Genomic DNA, 19,373 nt, shown 5'->3' on the forward strand with positions numbered 1-19,373 from the left:
GGCACGCTACAGGCCGCCGATCCCCCTCCATGCTTCGCCTATTCCGGGCTTCCAGCCCCCGGAAAATCCCGCGAACCACGGAGGATTCCATGTCCACGAAACACCGCCACGGCAGCAGGGGCCGCCCACGGCAGCCGGTCCCCAAAACGCTCCCCGACGATCTCTACGACTACGACGACGACCCGACGCCGCGCGTCAGTCCGCCGCGTGGACGCCCGCTCCATCTCTTCGATGTCGAGCGGCTGCCGGTCATCGACGACTGGCCCGAGGACGTGCCGATCACCGAGGCCGAGATTCAGGTGTTCGAGCGCTGGTTCGCCGATGTGTTCGACGAGTTGTTCGGCTCGGTCGATCTGCCCGATGACTTGAAATCGTTATCGTATTATGATAATGAAAAACCCTGAACGATAATCGAGTCTTGCCATGTCCACATTGAAAGTCGGGATCGCCGATCCCGAGGAAATGAAGGCCCGCACCCTTCGGATCGCGCGTGGCGAGGAAAAACCGAAGCCCGGCGAGCCGACGGTCTGGTTCATCTCCACGACATCCTTCGCCAAATTCATGTCAGCGAGCAATTGCGAGATGCTGCGCATCATCTACGAACAGCAGCCAGCCTCGTTGGAAGAGCTGGCGCAGATGACCGGCCGCGCCAAGTCCAACCTGTCCAGAACCCTCAAGGCCATGGTCGGATACGGGCTTGTGCGCATGGAAAAAGGCCGGGGTCTGAGACTGGTCCCGAAGCTCGTTCATGACCGTGTGGAACTGGTCTTGCCTCTGGTCGAGCCTCGCAGGAAAGGAACCCGCAAATGAACGTCCACAATCCCAATGTCGCCCTGCGGGCTGCCCTCTACCTGCGCGTCTCCACCAGCCGGCAGGCCGAACATGACGTGTCGATCCCCGACCAGCGCAGGCAGGGCGAAGCATGGTGCGAAGCGAGGGGCTATCAGCTTGTCGAAACCTTCGTGGAGGCCGGCGCGTCGGCCACCAACGACCGCCGCCCCGAGTTCCAACGAATGATTGAGGCGGGAACGTCGAAGCCCGCGCCCTTCGATATTGTCGTGGTTCACAGTTTCTCGCGCTTCTTCCGCGATCATTTCGAGCTTGAGTTCTATGTCAGGAAGCTGGCGAAGAATGGTATTCGCCTCGTCTCCATCACGCAGGAGATGGGCGACGACCCCATGCACGTCATGATGCGGCAGATCATGGCGCTGTTCGACGAATACCAGTCCAAGGAGAACGCCAAGCATGTCCTGCGCGCCTTAAAGGAAAACGCCCGGCAAGGCTTCTGGAACGGCTCGCTGCCCCCGGTCGGCTATCGCGTCGTCGCAGCCGAGCAGCGCGGCGCGAAGGTCAAGAAGAAGCTGGAAGTCGACCCGCTGCACGCCGACACGATCCGCCTGATCTATCGCCTGGCGCTGGAAGGTGATGGCGATTCCGGTCAGATGGGCGTTAAGGCCATCGTCAAGCATCTGAACGGCAAAGGCATCTTCACCCGTGACGGCGGCCGTTGGGGCGTCGGCCAGGTTCACCGCATCCTGACCCGGCGCACCTATATGGGCGAGCATCAATGGGGCAAGAACCGGAAGAACAAGGCGGACAAGGAAGCCGATGAAATCGTCATCGTGCCGGTACCGCCGATCATCGACCGCGAGACCTTCGAGGCGGTGCAGAAGCTCTTGCAGGCCCGCAACCCCAAGACCGAACTGCCCGCGCGCGTCGTGATCGGTCCCACGCTTCTGACCGGCATCTGCTATTGCGGCAATTGCGGGGGCGCGATGACCATCCGCACCGGCAAGAGCGGCCGCTATCGCTACTATGCCTGCTCGATCCGGGCACGGCAGGGCGAAACCGGCTGCAAGGGGCGCGCGATCCCCATGGACAAGCTCGACACCATGGTTGCCGGTCATATCGAGGAACGCCTGCTTGATCCCGACCGGCTGGAGAAGCTGCTTGGCAGCGTCCTCGGTCGCCGAGAAGATCAGGCCGAGCGCCGCCGCCAGCACATCGCCGAATTGCAGCGCCGGGCTTCCGAATCGGAACTACGCCTCAAGCGTCTCTATGACGCCATCGAGGCCGGGGTTGCCGATCTGGACGACCCGGCGCTGACCGAACGCATCGCCGGCCTAAAGGTCATCCGCGATCAGGCGCGGGCGGACGCCGACCGCGCTCAGACGCTGCTCGACAGCCCCGGTCACAGCGCCGTCAGCCCGGCGATGATCCGGCAATTCTCGCAGATCGCTCGCGACCGTATCCGGGACCGTGAGGGCGGCTATCGGCGGGATCACCTGCGCGCCCTGGCGCAGCGTGTCGAGGTCGCCGACGACGCAATCCGCATCATGGGATCGAAAACGGAACTGCTGAGGACGCTTGCGGGCGGCCAGGTGCGGCAATCGGCGGCGATTGGCGTGCCCAGAGGCGGACTGAAGTGGCGGAGAGACAGGGATTCGAACCCTGGGACCCCTTGCAGGGTCAACGGTTTTCGAGACCGCCCCGTTCGACCACTCCGGCACCTCTCCGCGAAGGGTCTGGCGGTGCACATAGGACAAGGCCGAAGTGCGCGCAACCCGATTTTCGCCGAAAGATGACATCTCCGCGACTGCCGCTTGGTAAGGTCCTTTCAACGTCTCCGGAGCAGGGGTAGGGTCCGCGCCAAGTCAGCCTTGAAAGGACCGCTCCCATGCTGCGCGCCGCCCTCGTTTCCGCCACCGTCGCCCTGATGCCCCTGTCCGTATCCGGGCAGACGGCGGACGACGACGATCTCGATCCGCTGATGGAGGCGATGGGCATCCCCGAGGTGCTTGAGATCATGCGCGAGGAAGGTATCGCCTACGGCGGCGAGCTTGCCGCCGACCTGTTCGGCGGCGCCGGACCGGGCAACACGCCGAAAAGCTGGGCCGCGACGGTGGGCGACATCTACAGCATCCCCCGGCTGGAGGCTTCGGTGCGCGCCACGCTGGCCGAGGAACTGGCGGGCAGCGATACCGACGCGATGCTGGCGTTCTTCGAGTCGGACCTTGGCCAGCGGATCATCGGGCTGGAAGTCAGCGCGCGCCGCGCCATGCTGGAGGAAGACGTCGAGGACGCCAGCCGCGATCTGGTGCTGGAAATGATCGAGAAGCAGGACCCCCGGCTGGACCTGCTTGAGACCTTCACCGAGATCAACGACCTGATCGAGAACAACGTGGTCGGCGCGATGAACGCCAACTTCGCCTTCTATACCGGCCTTGCCGACGGCGGCGCCTTCGAGGACGAGTTCACCGAGGACCAGATGTTGTCCGATGTCTGGAGCCAGGAAGACGCGATCCGCGACGATACGGTCGATTGGGTCTACGCCTACCTCGCGCTTGCCTACCGTCCGCTGAGCGATGCGGACCTTCAGGCCTATATCGACTTCTCGGAAACCGAGCCGGGCGCGGTTCTGAACCAGGCGCTGTTCACCGCCTTCGACGATATGTTCGTCAGCGTGAGCCTTGCGCTTGGCCGGGCCGCGGCGGGGCACATGGCTGGGGAAGAGCTGTAAGCCGCCGCAGCGCGGCCGCCGCGCCGCCGCGCAACCCCGGATAGGTCTTGACGCGAAGGGCTTTGTTGCGCATAAGCGCGGCTCTTGCGGAGCCTGCTTCGCGAGCCAATATGCAATTTCGCCAACAAGGCGCGCAGTTCGATGGCGGCCCAAGTGGCCCGGAACGCCCCGCACGGGGGGCCCCAGGACGCGGTTAGAAGAGGAAGACGACGATGTTTGCGGTCCTTAAGACCGGTGGCAAGCAGTACAAGGTGACCTCGGGCGATGTCCTGCGGGTCGAGAAACTGGCCGCCACTGCCGGTGAAACCGTTCAATTCAACGATATCCTCATGGTCGGCGACAAGATCGGCGTTCCCTTCGTGGAAGGCGCTGGCGTCCAGGCCGAGGTGATCGAACAAATCAAGGGTGAGAAAGTCATCCACTACGTGCGCCGTCGCCGGAAGCACAGCTCGAAGCGGACCAAGGGCCACCGCCAGCAGCTTACCCTGCTGCGCGTGACCGAGATCCTCGAATCGGGCGCCGACAAGTCGGGCATCAAGGCTGCCATCGGCGCCGGCTCCGTGTCGGGTGCCGCTGTCGCCGCCGCCGCACCGGCTCCGAAAGCCGAGAAGCCGGCGAAGGCTGCGAAGCCCGCCAAGAAGGCCGAAGCCGCCCCCAAGGCCGAGGGCGCTGACGACCTGAAGAAACTGTCGGGCGTGGGCCCGGCGCTTGAGAAGAAGCTGCTCGAAGCGGGTGTGACCTCGTTCGCGCAGATCGCCGCCTGGACCGAAGCCGATGTTGCCGAGTTCGACGAAAAACTGTCGTTCAAAGGCCGGATCGAGCGTGAAGGCTGGGTTGAACAGGCCAAAGAACTGGCCGCGAAGTAAGGAGAACTGACCAATGGCACACAAAAAAGCAGGCGGTAGCTCTCGTAACGGCCGCGACTCTGCGGGTCGTCGCCTCGGCGTGAAACTGTTCGGTGGCCAGGCGGCCATTCCGGGCAACATCATCGTGCGTCAGCGCGGCACCAAGTGGTGGCCGGGTGAGGGCGTCGGCATCGGCCGCGACCACACCATCTTTGCGACCGCCGAAGGCAAGGTGACCTTCCACAAGGGCCTCAAGGGCCGCACCTTTATTTCGGTGCTCCCGGAAGCCAAGGCCGCAGAATAAGCCGACACCCAGGTTTACAAAATCTTAAGGGGGATCGGCGACAAGCCGGTCCCCCGCGGCGTTTCAAGGACCCAAGGGGGAGGGGCCGAGAGAAGCCGGTTTTCATCACTGCATCCCGGGGAGGAGCAGATGAAGTTAGAGAAAGTGATTGATCAGCCCGTCGTCGAGGCGGAACGGTTCCTGCTGAGACCGCTGCGGCGGTCCGATGTGGGCCTGCTGAACCTGTACGCCGGCGACCAGCGTGTCGCCCGCAACACCACCTCCATTCCGCACCCGCTGCCGCCCGGCACGTCGGAAGCCTTCGTCGCGCGCAACCTCGCCGACGACCGGCCCGCCGATGTCTGGGCGATGGACGGCACCGCGTCCGGCCTGTCGGAACTGCTGGGGCTTATTAGCCTCAAGCGGATGGACCGCGATCAGTCGGAAATCGGCTTCTGGGTGGCGCCCGCCTTCTGGAACACCGGCGTCGCGACCGAGGCGGTCGAAGCGCTGGTGGCCGCGAACCCGCAGGCCAACCGCACGATGTTCGCCGCGATGTTCCAGGACAACCCGGCCTCGGCCAAGGTGCTGACCCACGCCGGGTTCGAGTACATCGGCGACGCCGAGGCGTTCTCGGTCGCGCGCAACGCCAACGTGCCAACCTGGACATACCTGCGGAAGCTGGACCGATGATCCCTGAAATACGGACGGACCGGCTGCTGCTGCGCCGGCTTCGTCCGGCGGATGCCCCGGCGCTGGCCGAGGGCATCGCGGAGTATGCCATCGTCAAATGGCTGACCCGCGTGCCGTGGCCCTATACCCTCAAGGACGCGGAGCAGTTCGTCGACATGGTGATCGCCGAGGACAAGGCGCATTACGCCGTGACCGAGAACGGCCGCGTGCTTGGCGTCGTCTCGACCGCGGACGAGCTGGGCTACTGGCTGCGCACCGACGCGCAGGGCCGGGGCATCATGTCCGAGGCTGCCGCCGCCGCGACCGACGCGCATTTCGAGGCGGGCGCCGACGTGCTGGTTTCCGGTCATCACCCGGACAACGCTCGCTCGCGCGCGATCCTCACGAAGCTGGGCTTCACCGACACCCACACCGAGACGAAGCAGTCGCTGGCGCTTGGAACCGTAAACATACAACGCATGAAGCTGACGGCTGACCGCTGGCAGCGCTTGAGGCGCGCTGCGGATTGACGTATCCGCAAGGCTCTGACGCACAGCGCGGGAAAGGCGCTTACTACCGATGAAGTTTCTCGATCTAGCCAAGGTCTATATCCGCTCCGGCGCGGGCGGGAACGGCGCGATTTCGTTCCGCCGCGAGAAGTTCATCGAGTACGGCGGCCCCGACGGCGGTGACGGCGGCCGGGGCGGCGACGTCTGGGCCGAGGCGGTCGACGGGCTGAACACCCTGATCGACTTCCGTTACCAGCAGCACTTCTTCGCCAAGAACGGCCAGGGCGGCATGGGCAAGCAGCGCACCGGCAAGGACGGCGACGACATCGTGCTGCGCGTGCCCGTGGGGACCGAGATTCTAGACGAGGACGAAGAGACGGTCATCGCCGACCTGACCGAAGTCGGCCAGCGGTTCCGCCTTGCCAAGGGCGGCAACGGCGGCTTCGGCAACCTGCATTTCACCTCGTCGACCAACCGCGCCCCGCGCCACGCCAACCCCGGTCAGCCGGGGGTCGAGCGGACGCTGTGGCTGCGGCTGAAGCTGATTGCCGACGTGGGCCTGCTGGGCCTGCCCAATGCGGGCAAATCGACCTTCCTTGCGGCGACCTCGAACGCGCGCCCGAAGATCGCGGATTACCCCTTCACCACGCTGCATCCGAACCTTGGGGTCGTGGGCGTCGACAACGCGGAATTCGTGGTGGCCGACATCCCGGGCCTGATCGAAGGCGCACACGAGGGCCGCGGCATCGGCGACCTGTTCCTTGGCCATATCGAGCGCTGCGCGGTCCTGCTGCACCTGGTCGATGGCACCGCCGACGAGGTGGCCGAGGATTACGAGACCATCATCGGCGAGATCGAAGCCTATGGCGAAGGTCTGACCGACAAGCCGCGCATCACCGTGTTGAACAAGATCGACTCGCTGGACGATGAACTGCGCCAGATGCAGCGCGAGTCTCTGGAAGAGGCCGTCGGCGGCCCGGTCATGATGATGTCCGGCGTCAGCGGCGAGGGCCTGACCGAGGTGCTGCGCGCCCTGAAGTCGCAGATCGACGAGAACCGCCTGCGCTACAAGAAGGCCGAGGAAGCCGACGACGAGGAGGACGGGTCGTGGCAACCCTGACCGGCGCCTCGCGCGTCGTCGTCAAGATCGGGTCGGCCCTGCTGGTCGATTCCGCGACCGGTGCCCTGAAACACGACTGGCTGGAAGGACTTGCGGCGGATGTCGCGATGCTGAAGGCGCGCGGCGCGGACGTGATCCTTGTGTCGTCCGGCTCGATCGCGCTTGGCCGTTCGGTTCTGTCGCTGGGGACCGGCACGCTGCCGCTGGAACAGTCGCAGGCCGCCGCCGCCGTGGGTCAGATCCGGCTGGCGCGCGCTTACGAGGAAGTGCTTCAGCCGCATGGCCTGACCACCGCGCAGGTTCTTCTGACGCTGGAAGACACCGCCGACCGCCGCCGCTACCTGAACTCGCGCGCGACCCTGTCGCAGCTGGTGAAGCTGGGCGTGGTGCCGATCGTGAACGAGAATGACACGGTGGCCACCGACGAGATCCGCTATGGCGACAACGACCGCCTTGCCGCGCAGATTGCGGTCACGGTGGGCGCGGATGTGCTGGTGCTGCTGTCCGATGTGGATGGCTTCTATTCCGGAAACCCCAAGCTGGACCCGGACGCCACCCGGTTCGACGTGATCGAACACATCACCCCCGAGATCGAGGCGATGGCCGGCGACGCTGGCTCGGGCCTGTCCAAGGGCGGGATGAAAACCAAGGTCATGGCCGCGCGCACCGCGACCCACGCTGGCTGCGCGATGGCGATCACCGAGGGCTCTGCCGTACGGCCGTTGCAGGCGCTGGAAAACGGCGCGCCCGCCACGTGGTTCCTTGCCGAAGGCGACCCTCAGGCCGCCCGCAAGCGGTGGATCGCGGCGATGAAACCGCGCGGGCGCATCGTCGTGGACGCGGGCGCGGCGCGGGCGCTGACGCGCGGCAAGTCGCTGTTGCCGGCGGGGGTCGTCGCGGTGGATGGCGAGTTCGGACGGGGCGAGGCGGTGGAAATCGCCGGGCCCGAGGGCGCGCTGGCGCGCGGTCTGACGCGCTATACCTCGGAAGAGGCGGCGCTGATCGCGGGGCGGCAATCTGGTGACATCGAGGGCGTGCTGGGCTATCCGGGCCGCGCGGCGCTGGTGCACCGGGACGACATGGCCACTTGAGATGGCGGAATTTTCTAGGGAATTCAGAAGGTCATGATCTTCCAGAAGATCATGTGAGCAAACGGAGGCGAAGATGAAGGATCTCGACGATATCCATCAGGTGATGACCGATCTGGGCCAGCGCGCCCGGGCCGCTGCTGCCGAGCTTGCCTTCGCCCCAGCCGAGACCAAGACCGCCGCGCTGAATGCCGCCGCCGATGCCGTCTGGGCGCGCCGCGCCGAGATCATCGAGGCGAACGCCAAGGACATGGCCTTCGGCTCCGACAAGGGCCTGACGAAGGCGATGCTCGACCGGCTGATGCTGGACGAGGGACGCATTCAGGGCATCGTCGACGGCCTGCGCGCGGTGGCGGGGCAGGACGATCCCGTGGGCGAGGTGCTGGCCGAGTGGGACCGTCCCACGGGCCTGCATATCCAGCGTGTCCGCACGCCGCTTGGGGTGATCGGCGTGATCTACGAAAGCCGCCCCAACGTGACCGCCGATGCGGGCGCGCTGTGCCTGAAGGCGGGCAACGCGGTGATCCTGCGTGGCGGGTCGGAAAGCTTCCACTCGTCGGGCGCGATCCATGCCTGTCTGGTCGAGGGGTTGAAGGCCGCCGGTCTGCCCGAGGACGCGATCCAGCGGGTGCCGACGCGCGACCGCGCCGCCGTCTCTGAGATGCTGACGATGACCGACTACATCGACGTCATCGTGCCGCGCGGCGGCAAGGGGCTGGTGGGCCTGGTCCAGCGCGAGGCGCGGGTGCCGGTCTTCGCACATCTTGAAGGGATCGTGCACATCTACGTCGACAAGGCCGCAGACCCGGCCAAGGCGATGGATGTGGTGCTGAACGCCAAGACCCGGCGCACGGGGATTTGCGGCGCGGCCGAGTGCCTGCTGATCCACCGCGACGTGGCCGACACGCTGGGCGCGGATCTGGTGCGGATGCTGGTCGAGGCCGGCGTGCGGGTCCACGCGGCGCCGGAACTGGCGGTCGAGGGCACCGTGCCCGCCACCGACGAGGACTGGGGCCGCGAGTATCTGGACATGGACATCGCCGCGAAGGTGGTGGACGACATCGACGCCGCGATGGATCACATCCGGCGCTTTGGCTCCAGCCACACCGACGCGATCCTGACCGAGGATGACGACGCGGCTGCGCGGTTCTTCCAACAGCTCGATTCCGCGATCCTGATGCGCAACGCCTCGACCCAGTTCGCCGATGGCGGCGAGTTCGGGATGGGGGCCGAGATCGGCATCGCCACCGGCAAGATGCATGCGCGCGGGCCGGTGGGCGCGGCGCAGTTGACCTCGTTCAAGTACCTTGTCACCGGCGACGGCACGACCCGCGCCTGACCGGGACGCGCCGCTAGAACCGGACGGTCGCGCCCGTCTCGCTAAGTTCGGCGGTCAGGGTGCGGCCAAGGTCTGCCGCGACGAGCGGGGCCAGCAAGAACTGCACCTCTGCCGCCGTCGCCCCATGGCTGGCGGCGGGGCGCGACAGGGCTTCCCACAGGTTGGGTTCGATCCGCATCCGGTCGGCGGTGGCGGTCAGCCGCCATCGCGCCGCGTCCCGCGAAACGCTGACCGAGCCGCCGCGCGGCATCGCGCTTTCAAGGCAGTTGAGGGCGAGGAAGGCAAGCTTCACTTCGGCCCGCGGGGCGTCTTCGGTGGGGGTCCAGTCCACCTGCATCCGTCCGCCACGGGTCAGTTCGCGCAGGATGTGCTGCACCTCGGACGCGCCAAGGGTCTGGTCCGGGGTGGCCGCGCCAAACGCGACGCGGAAAAAACCGATGCGTGCGTTGGCATGTTCGACGCTTTGGGCGATCAGGTCGATTTCGGGCATTGACCCGGCCCCCGACATCGCCAGAAGCTCGACCCCGTTGGAGATCGCGCCAAGGGGCGAGATCAGGTCGTGGCAGATCCGCGACCCAAGCAGCGCGGTGACATCGGCGACCGCGCGGCTCATGTCATGGCCCCACAGGCCGGAAAGGACCCGATGAGCGACATCAACAGCCTGCTGGAACCCGGAATGCTTGTCCGCCATCCCGGGCAGCCGGATTGGGGACTGGGACAGGTCCAGTCCAATATCGGTGGCCGTATCACTGTCAATTTCCAGCACCAGGGCAAGGTCGTGATAGACGGGCGCCAGATAGAGCTGATGCCCGTCTTCGATGAATGATCCATTGGGCCCGCTATGGCTCAAAAAGGTTAACGGAACGCTAATGCTGCCCGCGGAACGGCAAAATCTTGCGCTTTGCGGCGGTCGGGCTGTAAAAGCCCGCCGATGACAGCGAACACGACCTTCCGCGCCGGGCAAAGGCCGACGACCGCGCCGACCTTCGAGGTCCGGCTGGCGCGCGGCGCTGACGAACTGCGCGCCGCGCAGGCGTTGCGCTACAGCGTCTTTGTCGAGGAACTGGGCGGCAGCGGCCCGATGGTCGACCACGAGGCGCGGCTGGAGCGCGACGAGTTCGACCCGCATTTCGACCACCTCCTGCTGTTCGATCACGCCCGCGCCGGGTCTCCGGTGGTGGGGGTGTATCGCCTGTTGCGCGACGATCAGGCAGAGCGGATCGGGCGGTTCTATTCCGAGACCGAATACGACATCTCGGTCCTGCAACGGTCCGGCAGGCGTCTGCTGGAACTGGGCCGGTCCTGCCTGCATTCCGAGTATCGCGGCGGCTCGGCCATGTACGAGATGTGGAACGGGCTGGCAGAGTACGTCCAGGCGCACCGGGTCGAGCTGATGTTCGGCACCGCCTCGTTCCACGGCACCGACGTGGGCCAGCTTGCGCCCGCGCTGTCGCTGCTGCATCACCGCCACCTTGCGCCGCCCGAGCTGCGCGCCCGTGCGCGGCCCGAACATTTCCAGTCGATGAACCTGATGGCCGAGGACGCGATCGACCGCGTTGCGGCGATGAAATCGGTTCCGGCGCTGATCAAGGCCTACCTGCGGCTGGGTGGCATGGTGGGCGAGGGCGCGTGGATCGACCATGACTTCAACACCACCGACGTCCTGCTGATCATGGACACCGCGCGGATGAACGACACCCGCCGGGCGATCTACACGGGCGGGCGGGACCGGTGAGACCGGCGGTCACCGTCACGTGGCGGTCAGAGGACGAACCGGAAACGCCGCCGATCTCTCGCTCGGGCTGGCTGCGGGTCGGCGCGCGGGTCGCGGTTCTGGTCGTCATGCTGGCTGCGGGGCTGGTGGTGCTGGGCCTGTTGCGGCTGGCCGAGTGGATCCTGCGCGGCGGCGCGCGGGTCTGGTCGCCCTACGTGGTGCAAACCGTCTCGCGCGGGGCGCTGGTGGTGCTGGGCATCCGGCTGCGGGTGCAGGGGCAGCCGATGCGGGGACAGGGCGGCATGGTGGCGAACCACGCCTCGTGGCTGGACATCTTCGTGCTGAACGCCCCGGCGCGGGTGACTTTCGTGTCGAAGTCCGAGGTCGCGAACTGGCCCGGCATCGGCTTTCTCGCCCGCGCGACGGGGACGATCTTCATCGACCGCAACGCGCGCGACGCGGGACGGCAGCGCGACATCCTTGAACGCCAGTTGCTGCGCGGCGGTCAACTGGTGTTCTTCCCGGAAGGCACCTCGACGGATGGAAAGCGTGTTCTTCCTTTTAAATCAACGCTCTTTGCGGCGTTCTTCACGTCCGGTCTGCCATCCGACGCGGCGGTGCAGCCGGTGACCGTGGTCTACGAACCCCCGCGTGGCGAGGATCCGCGCTATTACGGCTGGTGGGGCGATATGGAGTTCGGCCCGCACATGCTGAAGCTGCTGGCGTCGGCACGCGGCGGAGCGGCGACTGTGATCTACCATGCGCCGCTGGCGCTGGGGGACTACCCGGACCGCAAGCTTATGGCGCGGGAATGCGAGCGGCGCGTGCGCCGCGGCCTTGCGCTACTGCCCGCGAAATAGCGGCTAGAGGATCGCCGCCGCCAGCGCCTTCAGTGCGGCGGTCGGGTCCTCGGCGTCCCAGATCTCGGGGCCCATGCCGAAAAAGTCGGTGAGCGGCGCCAAAGCGGTGACCAGTTCCGGGGTCAGGCCACCTTCGGCCACCACCGGCACCTCGATCATCTCGGACCACCAGCCGAACAGCTCGGGCTCGGCAAAGCTGCCGTCGCCAAGCGCGGTGGGCGCGCAGGGGCCGAAGCCCACGTAATCCGCCCCGGCCTCGCCCGCCGACATGCCGTCATGGCGCGACGTGCCGCAGAAGGCGCCGACGATGGCGTCCTCGCCCAGCACCTTGCGCGCGGCGCGGATCTGGCGGGCGCCGTCCAGCAGGTGCACCCCGTCGAGGCCCAGCCGCTCGGCCAGTTGCCAGTGGCGGTCGATCACGATCGGCACATCGCGGGCATGGGCCACCTCGCGCAGGGCGTCGCCCGCACGCAGCAGCCGGTCCTCGTCGTTCGAGGTCAGCGCCAGTCGCAGACAGGCCACGGGCACGGCGTCAAGGACGCCCGCCAAGAGACCGGGAAAGGTCGACAATTCCACGTCGCCCGGCGTGATGAGGTAGATCTGCGGCTGCTCGGTCTCGGCCATGAAGGAAGGCTCCCGTATTCGTCCGCGCCGCTATAGCCTGTCGCGCGGGGATTGGCCAAGGGGGCTTGATGCGGCGCGGACCGGCCGCGCCTTGCTCTCCTGGCCTTCAGGGCCTATCACCGCCGCGACTTTTCCGCAAAGCTCGCAGGTCCCGTGCAAGAACCCGTCTTCGTCCTCGTCCGCCCCCAGATGGGCGAAAACATCGGCGCCGCCGCCCGCGCGATGCTGAACTTCGGCCTGTCGACCATGCGCCTTGTCGACCCGCGCGACGGCTGGCCGAACCAGCGCGCGGTGGCGATGGCCAGCGGCGCGGCGGGCCGGGTGCTGGACAACGCGGTGATGCATCCGACCACCGCCGAGGCCGTCGCCGACTGCACCCATGTCTATGCCACCACCGCCCGCTCGCGCGATCTGACCAAGCGCATCCTGACGCCAGAGGCCGCGATGGCCGAGGCGAAGGGCCGGATCGCCAACGGGGAAAAGGTCGCGGTGCTGTTCGGCCCGGAACGCGCGGGGCTTGAAAACGACGACATCGCGCTGGCGAACACCATCGTCTCGGTCCCGGTGAACCCCGAGTTCGCCTCGCTGAACCTTGGCCAATGCGTGCTGCTGACCGCCTACGAGTGGCGCCGCCACGCCGTCGAGGCAGAGCCCGCGCGGATGGAATTCGCGGGCACCGAGGCGGCCACCGCCATCGAGGTGCAGAAGCTGGGCGACCATTACGAAGAGCGGCTTGACGAGGTCGGCTTCTTCTTCCCCGAGACCAAGGCCGCCGGGATGAAGCGCACGCTGCGCAACATGTGGGGGCGGCTGGACCTGACCCGCGCCGACGTGCAGCTTCTGCATGGCGTCCTGCGCCAGATCCTGCGGCGGCGCGACGCGCTTGAACGTGACGAGGGGCAGCAATAGTCTGCCCGCGCCCCGGCACGGGGCGGGTTTCCAGTACGGCAGAGGTGTCATGAGCCAGAAACGGTCAATCTTCGAAGACGTGGGTGCCGAGAAGTCCGAGGCCCCGGCCACCCGGACAACCGGCGTGATCGACGCAGGCCGCCGCGACTCGCGCGGGGCGATCCGCGTTTGGCTGGCGATCCTGTTCGTGCTGGTCTTTGCGATGATCGCGGTGGGCGGGCTGACCCGGCTGACCGACAGCGGGCTGTCGATCACCGAATGGAACCCCGTATCGGGGGCGCTGCCGCCGATGAACGCCGCCGACTGGGAGTCGGAGTTCGAGAAATACCGCCAGATCCCGCAGTACGAGTTGCTGAACAAGGGCATGACCCTGTCCGAGTTCAAGGCGATCTACTGGTGGGAATGGGGGCATCGTCAGCTTGGCCGCTTCGTGGGCCTTGTCTGGGCGGTGGGCTTCTTCGGCTTCCTCGCCCTGCGCCGCATCCCGGCGGGATGGACGCCGCGCCTGCTGGGCCTTGGCCTGCTGGGCGGGCTTCAGGGCGCGATCGGCTGGTGGATGGTGGCCTCGGGGCTTGAAGGCACGATGCTGGCGGTGGCGAGCTACCGGCTGGCGACGCACCTTGGGCTGGCATTCCTGATCCTTGGCCTGATCGCGTGGTTCCGGATGCGCCTGAAACGGCCCGAGCGCGAGCTGATGCAGGCCCGCCGGGGCCGCGAGCAGCTGATGCAGGGCTGGGCGGTCGCGCTGATCGCCGTGGCCTTCCTGCAGATCCTGCTGGGCGCGCTGGTCGCGGGCATCGACGCGGGCCGCAACTATACCGACTGGCCGCTGATGGCGGGCGCCTTCACGCCGCCGGGCATGTGGGACATCACGCCCGCGTGGCGCAACCTGTTCGAGAATGACGGCACGGTGCAGTTCTTCCACCGGCTGGTGGCCTACGGACTGTTCGTGCTGGCGCTGGTGACGTGGTTCATTTCCCGCCGCTCGGCGCTTCAGGCCACCCGCCGCGCCTTCGACTGGGTCGCGGTCGGCGTGTTCGGGCAGGCGGTGATCGGCATCGTGACCGTGATGCACTCGTCACCGCTGTACATCGCGCTGATCCACCAACTGGGCGCGGTGATCGTCTGGGTGCTGATCCTGCGCGCCCGGTTCCAGACCCTGTATCCCTCCGCGCAATCCGTGCGCGGCTGATCCCTCCAGACCAAGGACGCTTTCAAGCATGACCGCATTCGACGACCTCATGGCCCACCAGCGCGACACCGAGGCGCTGGCGGGCATCTCCGGCCGGCTGGGCTGGGACCAGGAAACGATGATGCCGCGCGGCGCCGCTGAGCAGCGGGGCGAGGAGATGGCCGCGATCGAAGGCGTGCTGCACGCGCGCCGCACCGACCCGCGCGTGGGCGACTGGCTGGACGCGATCGACGCGGGCGGGCTGGACGAGGTGGCGAAAGCCAAGCTGCGCCACATCCGCCGCGACTTCGAGCGCAACAGCAAGGTGCCGGCGAAGCTGGCCGCCGAACTGGCGCGCGTCACCTCTGTCTCGCAAGGCAAGTGGGCCGAGGCCCGCGCCGCCGAGGATTTCGCGGCCTTCGCCCCGGTGCTGGAACGCGTCGTCGGCCTGAAGCGCGAGGAAGCCTCGGCGCTGGCCGGGAACGGCGACCTGTACGACGCGATGCTGGACGATTACGAGCCCGGTGCGACCGGCGCGGGGCTCGAGACGCTGTTCTCGTCGCTGCGCCCCCGGCTTGTCGCGTTGCGCGAAGCGGTGCTGGGCGCAGAGCATCAGCCCGCGCAGATCGAAGGCACCTTCGAGGAAGCCGCCCAGCTTCAGCTGGCGCGCGAGATGGCGCAGGCCTTCGGCTATGATTTCTCGCGCGGGCGGATCGACAAGGCGGTGCATCCGTTCTGTTCCGGCAACGGCGCCGACGTGCGGATCACCACCCGTACCGCGCTGACCGACCCGTTCAACTGCGTCTACTCGACGATCCACGAGACCGGCCACGCCTGCTATGAACAGGGGATCGACCCCGATTTCGCGCTGACGCCGCTGGGGCAGGGCGTGTCGCTGGGCGTCCATGAAAGCCAAAGCCGGATCTTCGAGAACCAGCTTGGCCGCTCGCGCGCGTTCACGGGGTATCTCTACGAACGGATGACGGCGCTGTACGGCGATCTGGGGATCGGGGGCGCGGATGCGTTCTACGGCACCGTCAACCGCGTCGCGCCGGGCTATATCCGGACCGAGGCGGACGAGGTGCACTACAACCTGCACATCCTGATGCGGTTCGATCTGGAACGCGCGATGATCTCGGGCGATCTGGAGGTCGCGGACCTGCCGGACGCGTGGAACGCGCGGTTCGAGAAGGACTTCGGCGTCGTCGTGGACAAGCCCAGCAACGGTTGCCTGCAGGACGTGCACTGGTCGGTAGGGCTGTTCGGCTATTTCCCGACCTACACGCTGGGCAACGTCTATGCGGGCTGCCTGCTGAAAGCGATGCAGACGGCGCTGCCGGATCTCGACGCACAGCTGGCCAAGGGCGACACCGCTGCGGCGACCGGCTGGCTGCGGGAGAACCTGCAACGCTTCGGCGGCCTGCGCGAGCCGCGCGACACCATCGCCCACGCTTGCGGATTCGAGCCGTCGGAAGAGCCGCTGCTGGAATATCTCGAGGCGAAGTTCCGGGGGATCTACGGGATCTGAGGCTTTGGGTGTGGTGGGGGCTCTGCCCCCGTCGCACCAGAGGTGCGCCGGGTAAAGGTGCGAAAAGGGGGCTCTGCCCCCGTCGCACCAGAGGTGCGCCTCCCCCGAGGTATTTGGAAAGAGAAGAAGCGGGCCGGGGTTACTGGGCCCAGTCGGGGTGGCGTTTTTCGATGAAGGCGCTGATGCCTTCCTCGGTGTCGCGGTTCAGCATGTTCTCGACCATCACCGCGCCGGTGTGGGCGTATGCGGCGGCAAGGGGCATTTCGATCTGTTCGTAGAAGGCGCGCTTGCCGATCCGGACGGCGCTGCCGAGTTTCGTGGCGACCTGTTCGGCAAGCGCCATCGTCTCGGCTTCCAGCCTGTCGGGCGGGACCACGCGGTTCACAAGGCCAAGGTCGCGGGCGCGGTCGGCTGCAAGGAAATCCCCGGTCACCAGCATCTCGAAGGCCTGTTTGCGGGGCACGTTGCGGCTGAGCGCGACCATCGGGGTCGAGCAGAACAGGCCGATGTTCACGCCGTTGACCCCGAACCGGGCGTCCTCGGCGGCCACCGCCATGTCGCAGGACGCGACCAGCTGGCACCCGGCCGCGGTGGCGAGGCCATGGACCTCGGCGATTACCGGCTGGGGCAGGGCGGGGATCGCCTGCATCACCTCGGCGCAGCGGGTGAAGAGATCGGCGAAGGCCGCGGCGCCGCCGTCGGGGGCCGCGCGGGCGGCGGTCATTTCCTTCAGGTCGTGGCCGGCGCAGAAGGCGCGGCCTTCGGCGGCCAGCACGACGACGCGGATCGTGCGATCGCTGGCCAGCGCCGCGAAGCCCGCCTTCAGTTCGGCCAGCATCGCGTCGCTGAGCGCGTTCAGGTTCTTCGGTGAGTTCAGCACCAGTCGCGCAACGGCGCCACGGTCCTCGCGTTCCAGCAAAGCCATCTTGTCCTCCGCCCTGTTTCCCCCGACCCTAGGCCGGAAGGACGCGAGGGGGAAGCATGACGAAGATGACGATCGAGGCGTTGCACGCCTTCATGGCGGAGGCGTTTCCGCAGGTCAGCGGGGATTTCACCGTCGAGGAGGTGGGCGACCTGCGCATCCGGGTGCGGATGAACATCGAAGAGCGGCACCTGCGCCCCGGCGGCACCGTGTCGGGCCCGTCGATCTTTGCGCTGGCGGACGTGGCGATCTACCTTGGGCTGCTGGCCGAGATCGGGCCCGAGGCGCTGGCGGTGACCACCAACTGTTCGATCGATTTCATGCGCAAGCCCGCGGCGGCGACGGACCTTGTGGCCGAGGCGCGGCTTCTGAAACTGGGGCGGGTGCTGGCGGTGGGCGATGTGTTGATCCACTCGGCAGGCGATCCGTCTCCTGTGGCGCGGGCCAGCCTGACCTATTCGATCCCACCGAAGCGGTAAGGCCTCGATCACGGATCTTTGCCCGGCGCGTGGCTATCGCGGCAGCGCAGCATGGCGTAATGGAACGACATAGGCGTTCCGGAGATCCTGTTGAAACGACGTTCCCGCATCCTTCTTGGCGCATTGGCCGTGGTCTGCGCCCTGCTGTTGGCCGGAAGCTTCGCGGGGGCGCTGCACCCCTTGGGCGACTCGCTGGCGGTCTTTCGTCTGCATTTTGCCGCCGGGGTGGTGGTGTTTGCCTCGCTTTGGGCCGCGATGGGCCGCCGCGCGGCGGTGGCGCTGGCCTTCGTCGGCGCGTTCGCCGTGCTGCCGACCGCGTGGATGTGGGTGCGCCCGGCCGAGGCGGTGCCCGCCGCGACGCTGGTGCATTACCAGAAGAACCTGCTGTGGGTGCGGCGCGACATGACCAAGCTGGCCGCCGACATCCGCAGCGTGTCGCCCGATGTGCTGACCGTGCAGGAACTGACCGACGGCAACGTCGCGGTGCTGAACCTGCTGGCCGCGGATCTGCCGTCGCAGCAGGTCTGCGATTTCGACCGGATCGGCGGCGTCGCGGTTGCCTCGCGGTGGGCGAAGGTCCCCGGCAGCGGCTTCTGCGACGAGGCGCGCGGTGTCACCGGCATGCAGGTCGAGGCGCCGCAGGGGCCGCTGTGGGTGGTGTCGCTGCACCTGCACTGGCCGTTCCCCTACAGCCAGTCCGAACAGATGGAGGGGCTGTTGCCGATCCTTCAGGGGCTTGACGGGCCGGTGGTCATCGGTGGCGACTTCAACAGCGTTCCATGGAGCACCTCGGTCGCGCGCATCGCCGAGGCCACCGGCACGGCGCGGATCGGGCCGGCGCGGTCGACCTATCGCGAGTTCGAGCCGCTGGTGCCGCTGCCCATCGACCATGTGCTTGCGCCCGCGGGCCGGAGCGGCACGACCGAGACACGGCCGCGCCTTGGGTCGGATCACCTTGGGCTGGTGGCGCGGATCGCGCTTTAGCCGTCGATCTGGGCCGCCATGATCGCGATGGCGCGCTGGTAGACCGTCGCCGCGTTCCATTCGTTCAGGACCGGGAAGTTGACCTGACCCTCCTGATAGCCGCCGCCGGGCTGCCAGCCTTTCTGGCGCAGGTACCATGCGGTCGAGGCCATCGCGTCGGACAGGTTGTAGAGATCCACGCGCCCGTCGCCGTTGCCGTCGCGCCCGTAGTTCAGCGCATTGCCGGGCAGGAACTGGGTGTGGCCCAACTCGCCGTGCTTGGCGCCGACGGTGGCCGTCGTGATCGAGCCCTGATCCACCAGCTTCAGCGCCGCGATCAGGTGCGGGGTGAAGAAGGCGGGGCGGCGGCAGTCGTAGGCCAGCGTCGCGGTGGCCGAGACAAGGTTGGTGTCGCCCATGAAGCTGCCGAAGGCGGTCTCCATCCCGTGAATCGCGATCAGGACACCGGCGGGGATGCCGTAGATCCGTTCGAGGCTGGCGTAGAACTGCGGGTTCTGGGCCTTCAGCGACCGGCCTCGCTGGACGATGACGCTGGCGCCGCGGATCTCCATGAATTTCTCGAGCGTGTAGGTAAAGCTCTTCTGGTTGCGGTCGGCGGCGATGGTGCCGGTGTTGTAGCTGGCCCCCATCAGCGCGTTGATGCCGGCCTGACCGACGCCGTTCTGCTGCGCGACGCGGGCGAACTGGCCTTTCCACTGGTCGAAGCCCGCGGCGGTATTGCCGCAGCCGACGGATTGGGCGGCGGCGGGCGCGGCGAGGGGAAGGGCGCAAAGGAAAAGGGCGGCGAGACGGCGCATGGGGGCCTC

The 19,373-nt window shown here is 67.2% G+C and carries 23 protein-coding genes, 1 tRNA gene and 1 pseudogene; 19 read left to right on the top strand and 6 right to left on the bottom strand.

Annotated elements, in window-relative coordinates; all coding sequences use genetic code 11:
• The first annotated feature begins 89 nt into the window (after nt 1-89).
• The 3 genes and pseudogenes from ACP156_RS06805 to ACP156_RS06815 form a co-directional block, all read left to right on the top strand.
• Nucleotides 90-404 (top strand): hypothetical protein, encoded by a 315-nt coding sequence (locus ACP156_RS06805; RefSeq protein ID WP_034828160.1) that lies wholly within the window; start codon nt 90-92, stop codon nt 402-404.
• A gap of 19 nt (nt 405-423) precedes the next feature.
• The gene (locus ACP156_RS06810; protein ID WP_034828158.1) at nt 424-810 is read left to right on the top strand and encodes a MarR family transcriptional regulator; all 387 of its coding nucleotides are present in this window, start codon (nt 424-426) and stop codon (nt 808-810) included.
• Nucleotides 807-1,850, top strand: a pseudogene (locus tag ACP156_RS06815) (recombinase family protein); the annotation flags it as partial. The gene ACP156_RS06810 and the pseudogene ACP156_RS06815, both read left to right, overlap by 4 nt.
• A gap of 273 nt (nt 1,851-2,123) precedes the next feature.
• Here the strand turns inward: ACP156_RS06815 and ACP156_RS06820 are convergent.
• Nucleotides 2,124-2,390 carry a hypothetical protein gene (locus ACP156_RS06820; RefSeq protein WP_034828152.1) on the bottom strand — a complete coding sequence of 89 codons (267 nt, stop codon included), beginning with the start codon at nt 2,388-2,390 and terminating at the stop codon, nt 2,124-2,126.
• Nucleotides 2,391-2,426: 36 nt separating this feature from the next.
• A tRNA-Ser gene (locus ACP156_RS06825) sits at nt 2,427-2,516 on the bottom strand.
• Between the two features lie 161 nt (nt 2,517-2,677).
• Between ACP156_RS06825 and ACP156_RS06830 the strand changes: the two genes are divergently transcribed.
• The 8 genes from ACP156_RS06830 to ACP156_RS06865 all read left to right on the top strand — a co-directional run bounded on the left by ACP156_RS06830 (nt 2,678) and on the right by ACP156_RS06865 (nt 9,376).
• The gene (locus ACP156_RS06830) at nt 2,678-3,520 is read left to right on the top strand and encodes a DUF2059 domain-containing protein (protein WP_425050512.1); all 843 of its coding nucleotides are present in this window, start codon (nt 2,678-2,680) and stop codon (nt 3,518-3,520) included.
• Between the two features lie 212 nt (nt 3,521-3,732).
• Entirely contained in the window at nt 3,733-4,386 is a 654-nt protein-coding gene (locus ACP156_RS06835; RefSeq protein ID WP_425050513.1) for a 50S ribosomal protein L21, read from the top strand.
• A 13-nt stretch (nt 4,387-4,399) separates the two neighbouring features.
• Nucleotides 4,400-4,669 carry a 50S ribosomal protein L27 gene (rpmA, locus tag ACP156_RS06840; RefSeq protein WP_425050514.1) on the top strand — a complete coding sequence of 90 codons (270 nt, stop codon included), beginning with the start codon at nt 4,400-4,402 and terminating at the stop codon, nt 4,667-4,669.
• A 129-nt stretch (nt 4,670-4,798) separates the two neighbouring features.
• Nucleotides 4,799-5,341: a GNAT family N-acetyltransferase gene (locus ACP156_RS06845; protein ID WP_425050515.1), complete on the top strand. Its 543-nt coding sequence runs from the start codon at nt 4,799-4,801 to the stop codon at nt 5,339-5,341.
• Nucleotides 5,338-5,850, top strand: a complete 513-nt coding sequence (locus tag ACP156_RS06850) for a GNAT family N-acetyltransferase (protein WP_425050516.1) — start codon at nt 5,338-5,340, stop codon at nt 5,848-5,850. Before ACP156_RS06845 ends, ACP156_RS06850 begins: the two co-directional genes overlap by 4 nt.
• A 49-nt stretch (nt 5,851-5,899) precedes the next feature.
• Complete coding sequence (gene obgE, locus ACP156_RS06855) at nt 5,900-6,949, top strand: GTPase ObgE (RefSeq protein ID WP_425050517.1); 1,050 nt, start codon at nt 5,900-5,902, stop codon at nt 6,947-6,949.
• Nucleotides 6,937-8,040, top strand: a complete 1,104-nt coding sequence (gene proB / locus ACP156_RS06860) for a glutamate 5-kinase (RefSeq protein ID WP_425050518.1) — start codon at nt 6,937-6,939, stop codon at nt 8,038-8,040. The genes obgE and proB overlap by 13 nt, the downstream gene beginning before the upstream one ends.
• Before the next feature lie 73 nt (nt 8,041-8,113).
• Complete coding sequence (locus ACP156_RS06865) at nt 8,114-9,376, top strand: glutamate-5-semialdehyde dehydrogenase (protein ID WP_425050519.1); 1,263 nt, start codon at nt 8,114-8,116, stop codon at nt 9,374-9,376.
• A gap of 13 nt (nt 9,377-9,389) precedes the next feature.
• Here the strand turns inward: ACP156_RS06865 and ACP156_RS06870 are convergent, their stop codons facing one another.
• Nucleotides 9,390-9,989 carry a histidine phosphotransferase family protein gene (locus ACP156_RS06870; RefSeq protein ID WP_425050520.1) on the bottom strand — a complete coding sequence of 200 codons (600 nt, stop codon included), beginning with the start codon at nt 9,987-9,989 and terminating at the stop codon, nt 9,390-9,392.
• Between the two features lie 30 nt (nt 9,990-10,019).
• Here ACP156_RS06870 and ACP156_RS06875 point away from each other — a divergent pair, with 30 nt between their 5' ends.
• The 3 genes from ACP156_RS06875 to ACP156_RS06885 all read left to right on the top strand — a co-directional run bounded on the left by ACP156_RS06875 (nt 10,020) and on the right by ACP156_RS06885 (nt 11,950).
• A complete protein-coding gene (locus tag ACP156_RS06875; protein WP_425050522.1) occupies nt 10,020-10,202 on the top strand; it encodes a DUF3553 domain-containing protein in 183 nt (60 codons plus the stop codon).
• 105 nt (nt 10,203-10,307) lie between these two features.
• Complete coding sequence (locus ACP156_RS06880; RefSeq protein ID WP_425050523.1) at nt 10,308-11,111, top strand: GNAT family N-acetyltransferase; 804 nt, start codon at nt 10,308-10,310, stop codon at nt 11,109-11,111.
• Nucleotides 11,108-11,950, top strand: a complete 843-nt coding sequence (locus ACP156_RS06885; protein WP_425050524.1) for a lysophospholipid acyltransferase family protein — start codon at nt 11,108-11,110, stop codon at nt 11,948-11,950. Before ACP156_RS06880 ends, ACP156_RS06885 begins: the two co-directional genes overlap by 4 nt.
• Nucleotides 11,951-11,953: 3 nt before the next feature.
• On the opposite strand, the gene ACP156_RS06890 is transcribed toward ACP156_RS06885, so the two are convergent.
• On the bottom strand, nt 11,954-12,574 hold the full coding sequence (locus ACP156_RS06890) for a thiamine phosphate synthase (protein ID WP_425050525.1): 621 nt from the start codon (nt 12,572-12,574) through the stop codon (nt 11,954-11,956).
• Nucleotides 12,575-12,727: 153 nt separating this feature from the next.
• On the opposite strand from ACP156_RS06890, the gene ACP156_RS06895 reads away from it, so the two are divergent.
• Genes ACP156_RS06895 through ACP156_RS06905 form a run of 3 tightly spaced genes read left to right on the top strand, consistent with a single transcriptional unit; the run spans nt 12,728 to nt 16,182 of the window.
• Nucleotides 12,728-13,483: an RNA methyltransferase gene (locus ACP156_RS06895; protein ID WP_425050526.1), complete on the top strand. Its 756-nt coding sequence runs from the start codon at nt 12,728-12,730 to the stop codon at nt 13,481-13,483.
• Nucleotides 13,484-13,532: 49 nt separating this feature from the next.
• A complete protein-coding gene (ctaA, locus tag ACP156_RS06900; protein WP_425050527.1) occupies nt 13,533-14,675 on the top strand; it encodes a heme A synthase in 1,143 nt (380 codons plus the stop codon).
• A 28-nt stretch (nt 14,676-14,703) separates the two neighbouring features.
• Nucleotides 14,704-16,182, top strand: a complete 1,479-nt coding sequence (locus tag ACP156_RS06905; RefSeq protein WP_425050528.1) for a carboxypeptidase M32 — start codon at nt 14,704-14,706, stop codon at nt 16,180-16,182.
• A 139-nt stretch (nt 16,183-16,321) separates the two neighbouring features.
• Here ACP156_RS06905 and ACP156_RS06910 read toward each other — a convergent pair whose 3' ends face one another.
• On the bottom strand, nt 16,322-17,107 hold the full coding sequence (locus ACP156_RS06910; protein ID WP_425050529.1) for an enoyl-CoA hydratase: 786 nt from the start codon (nt 17,105-17,107) through the stop codon (nt 16,322-16,324).
• A 56-nt stretch (nt 17,108-17,163) separates the two neighbouring features.
• Here ACP156_RS06910 and ACP156_RS06915 point away from each other — a divergent pair, with 56 nt between their 5' ends.
• Together ACP156_RS06915 and ACP156_RS06920 are read left to right on the top strand one after the other, a co-directional pair.
• Nucleotides 17,164-17,583, top strand: coding sequence for a PaaI family thioesterase (locus tag ACP156_RS06915; protein ID WP_425050530.1), 420 nt, complete (start codon nt 17,164-17,166; stop codon nt 17,581-17,583).
• A gap of 90 nt (nt 17,584-17,673) precedes the next feature.
• On the top strand, nt 17,674-18,567 hold the full coding sequence (locus tag ACP156_RS06920) for an endonuclease/exonuclease/phosphatase family protein (protein WP_425050531.1): 894 nt from the start codon (nt 17,674-17,676) through the stop codon (nt 18,565-18,567).
• Here ACP156_RS06920 and ACP156_RS06925 read toward each other — a convergent pair.
• On the bottom strand, nt 18,564-19,364 hold the full coding sequence (locus ACP156_RS06925) for a lytic murein transglycosylase (protein WP_425050532.1): 801 nt from the start codon (nt 19,362-19,364) through the stop codon (nt 18,564-18,566). The two genes, ACP156_RS06920 and ACP156_RS06925, sit on opposite strands and share 4 nt — an antisense overlap.
• Nucleotides 19,365-19,373 lie beyond the last annotated feature (9 nt).

The organism is Psychromarinibacter sp. S121 (genome assembly GCF_049801035.1).
Classification (GTDB): Bacteria; Pseudomonadota; Alphaproteobacteria; order Rhodobacterales; family Rhodobacteraceae; genus Psychromarinibacter.

Coding starts and splice junctions, on each gene's coding strand:
- ACP156_RS06805 (WP_034828160.1), top strand. CDS start 90: ATGTCCACGAAACACCGCCACGGCAGCAGGGGCCGCCCACGGCAGCCG.
- ACP156_RS06810 (WP_034828158.1), top strand. CDS start 424: ATGTCCACATTGAAAGTCGGGATCGCCGATCCCGAGGAAATGAAGGCC.
- ACP156_RS06830 (WP_425050512.1), top strand. CDS start 2,678: ATGCTGCGCGCCGCCCTCGTTTCCGCCACCGTCGCCCTGATGCCCCTG.
- ACP156_RS06835 (WP_425050513.1), top strand. CDS start 3,733: ATGTTTGCGGTCCTTAAGACCGGTGGCAAGCAGTACAAGGTGACCTCG.
- rpmA (WP_425050514.1), top strand. CDS start 4,400: ATGGCACACAAAAAAGCAGGCGGTAGCTCTCGTAACGGCCGCGACTCT.
- ACP156_RS06845 (WP_425050515.1), top strand. CDS start 4,799: ATGAAGTTAGAGAAAGTGATTGATCAGCCCGTCGTCGAGGCGGAACGG.
- ACP156_RS06850 (WP_425050516.1), top strand. CDS start 5,338: ATGATCCCTGAAATACGGACGGACCGGCTGCTGCTGCGCCGGCTTCGT.
- obgE (WP_425050517.1), top strand. CDS start 5,900: ATGAAGTTTCTCGATCTAGCCAAGGTCTATATCCGCTCCGGCGCGGGC.
- ACP156_RS06865 (WP_425050519.1), top strand. CDS start 8,114: ATGAAGGATCTCGACGATATCCATCAGGTGATGACCGATCTGGGCCAG.
- ACP156_RS06870 (WP_425050520.1), bottom strand. CDS start 9,989: ATGAGCCGCGCGGTCGCCGATGTCACCGCGCTGCTTGGGTCGCGGATC.
- ACP156_RS06875 (WP_425050522.1), top strand. CDS start 10,020: ATGAGCGACATCAACAGCCTGCTGGAACCCGGAATGCTTGTCCGCCAT.
- ACP156_RS06880 (WP_425050523.1), top strand. CDS start 10,308: ATGACAGCGAACACGACCTTCCGCGCCGGGCAAAGGCCGACGACCGCG.
- ACP156_RS06890 (WP_425050525.1), bottom strand. CDS start 12,574: ATGGCCGAGACCGAGCAGCCGCAGATCTACCTCATCACGCCGGGCGAC.
- ctaA (WP_425050527.1), top strand. CDS start 13,533: ATGAGCCAGAAACGGTCAATCTTCGAAGACGTGGGTGCCGAGAAGTCC.
- ACP156_RS06905 (WP_425050528.1), top strand. CDS start 14,704: ATGACCGCATTCGACGACCTCATGGCCCACCAGCGCGACACCGAGGCG.
- ACP156_RS06910 (WP_425050529.1), bottom strand. CDS start 17,107: ATGGCTTTGCTGGAACGCGAGGACCGTGGCGCCGTTGCGCGACTGGTG.
- ACP156_RS06915 (WP_425050530.1), top strand. CDS start 17,164: ATGACGAAGATGACGATCGAGGCGTTGCACGCCTTCATGGCGGAGGCG.
- ACP156_RS06925 (WP_425050532.1), bottom strand. CDS start 19,364: ATGCGCCGTCTCGCCGCCCTTTTCCTTTGCGCCCTTCCCCTCGCCGCG.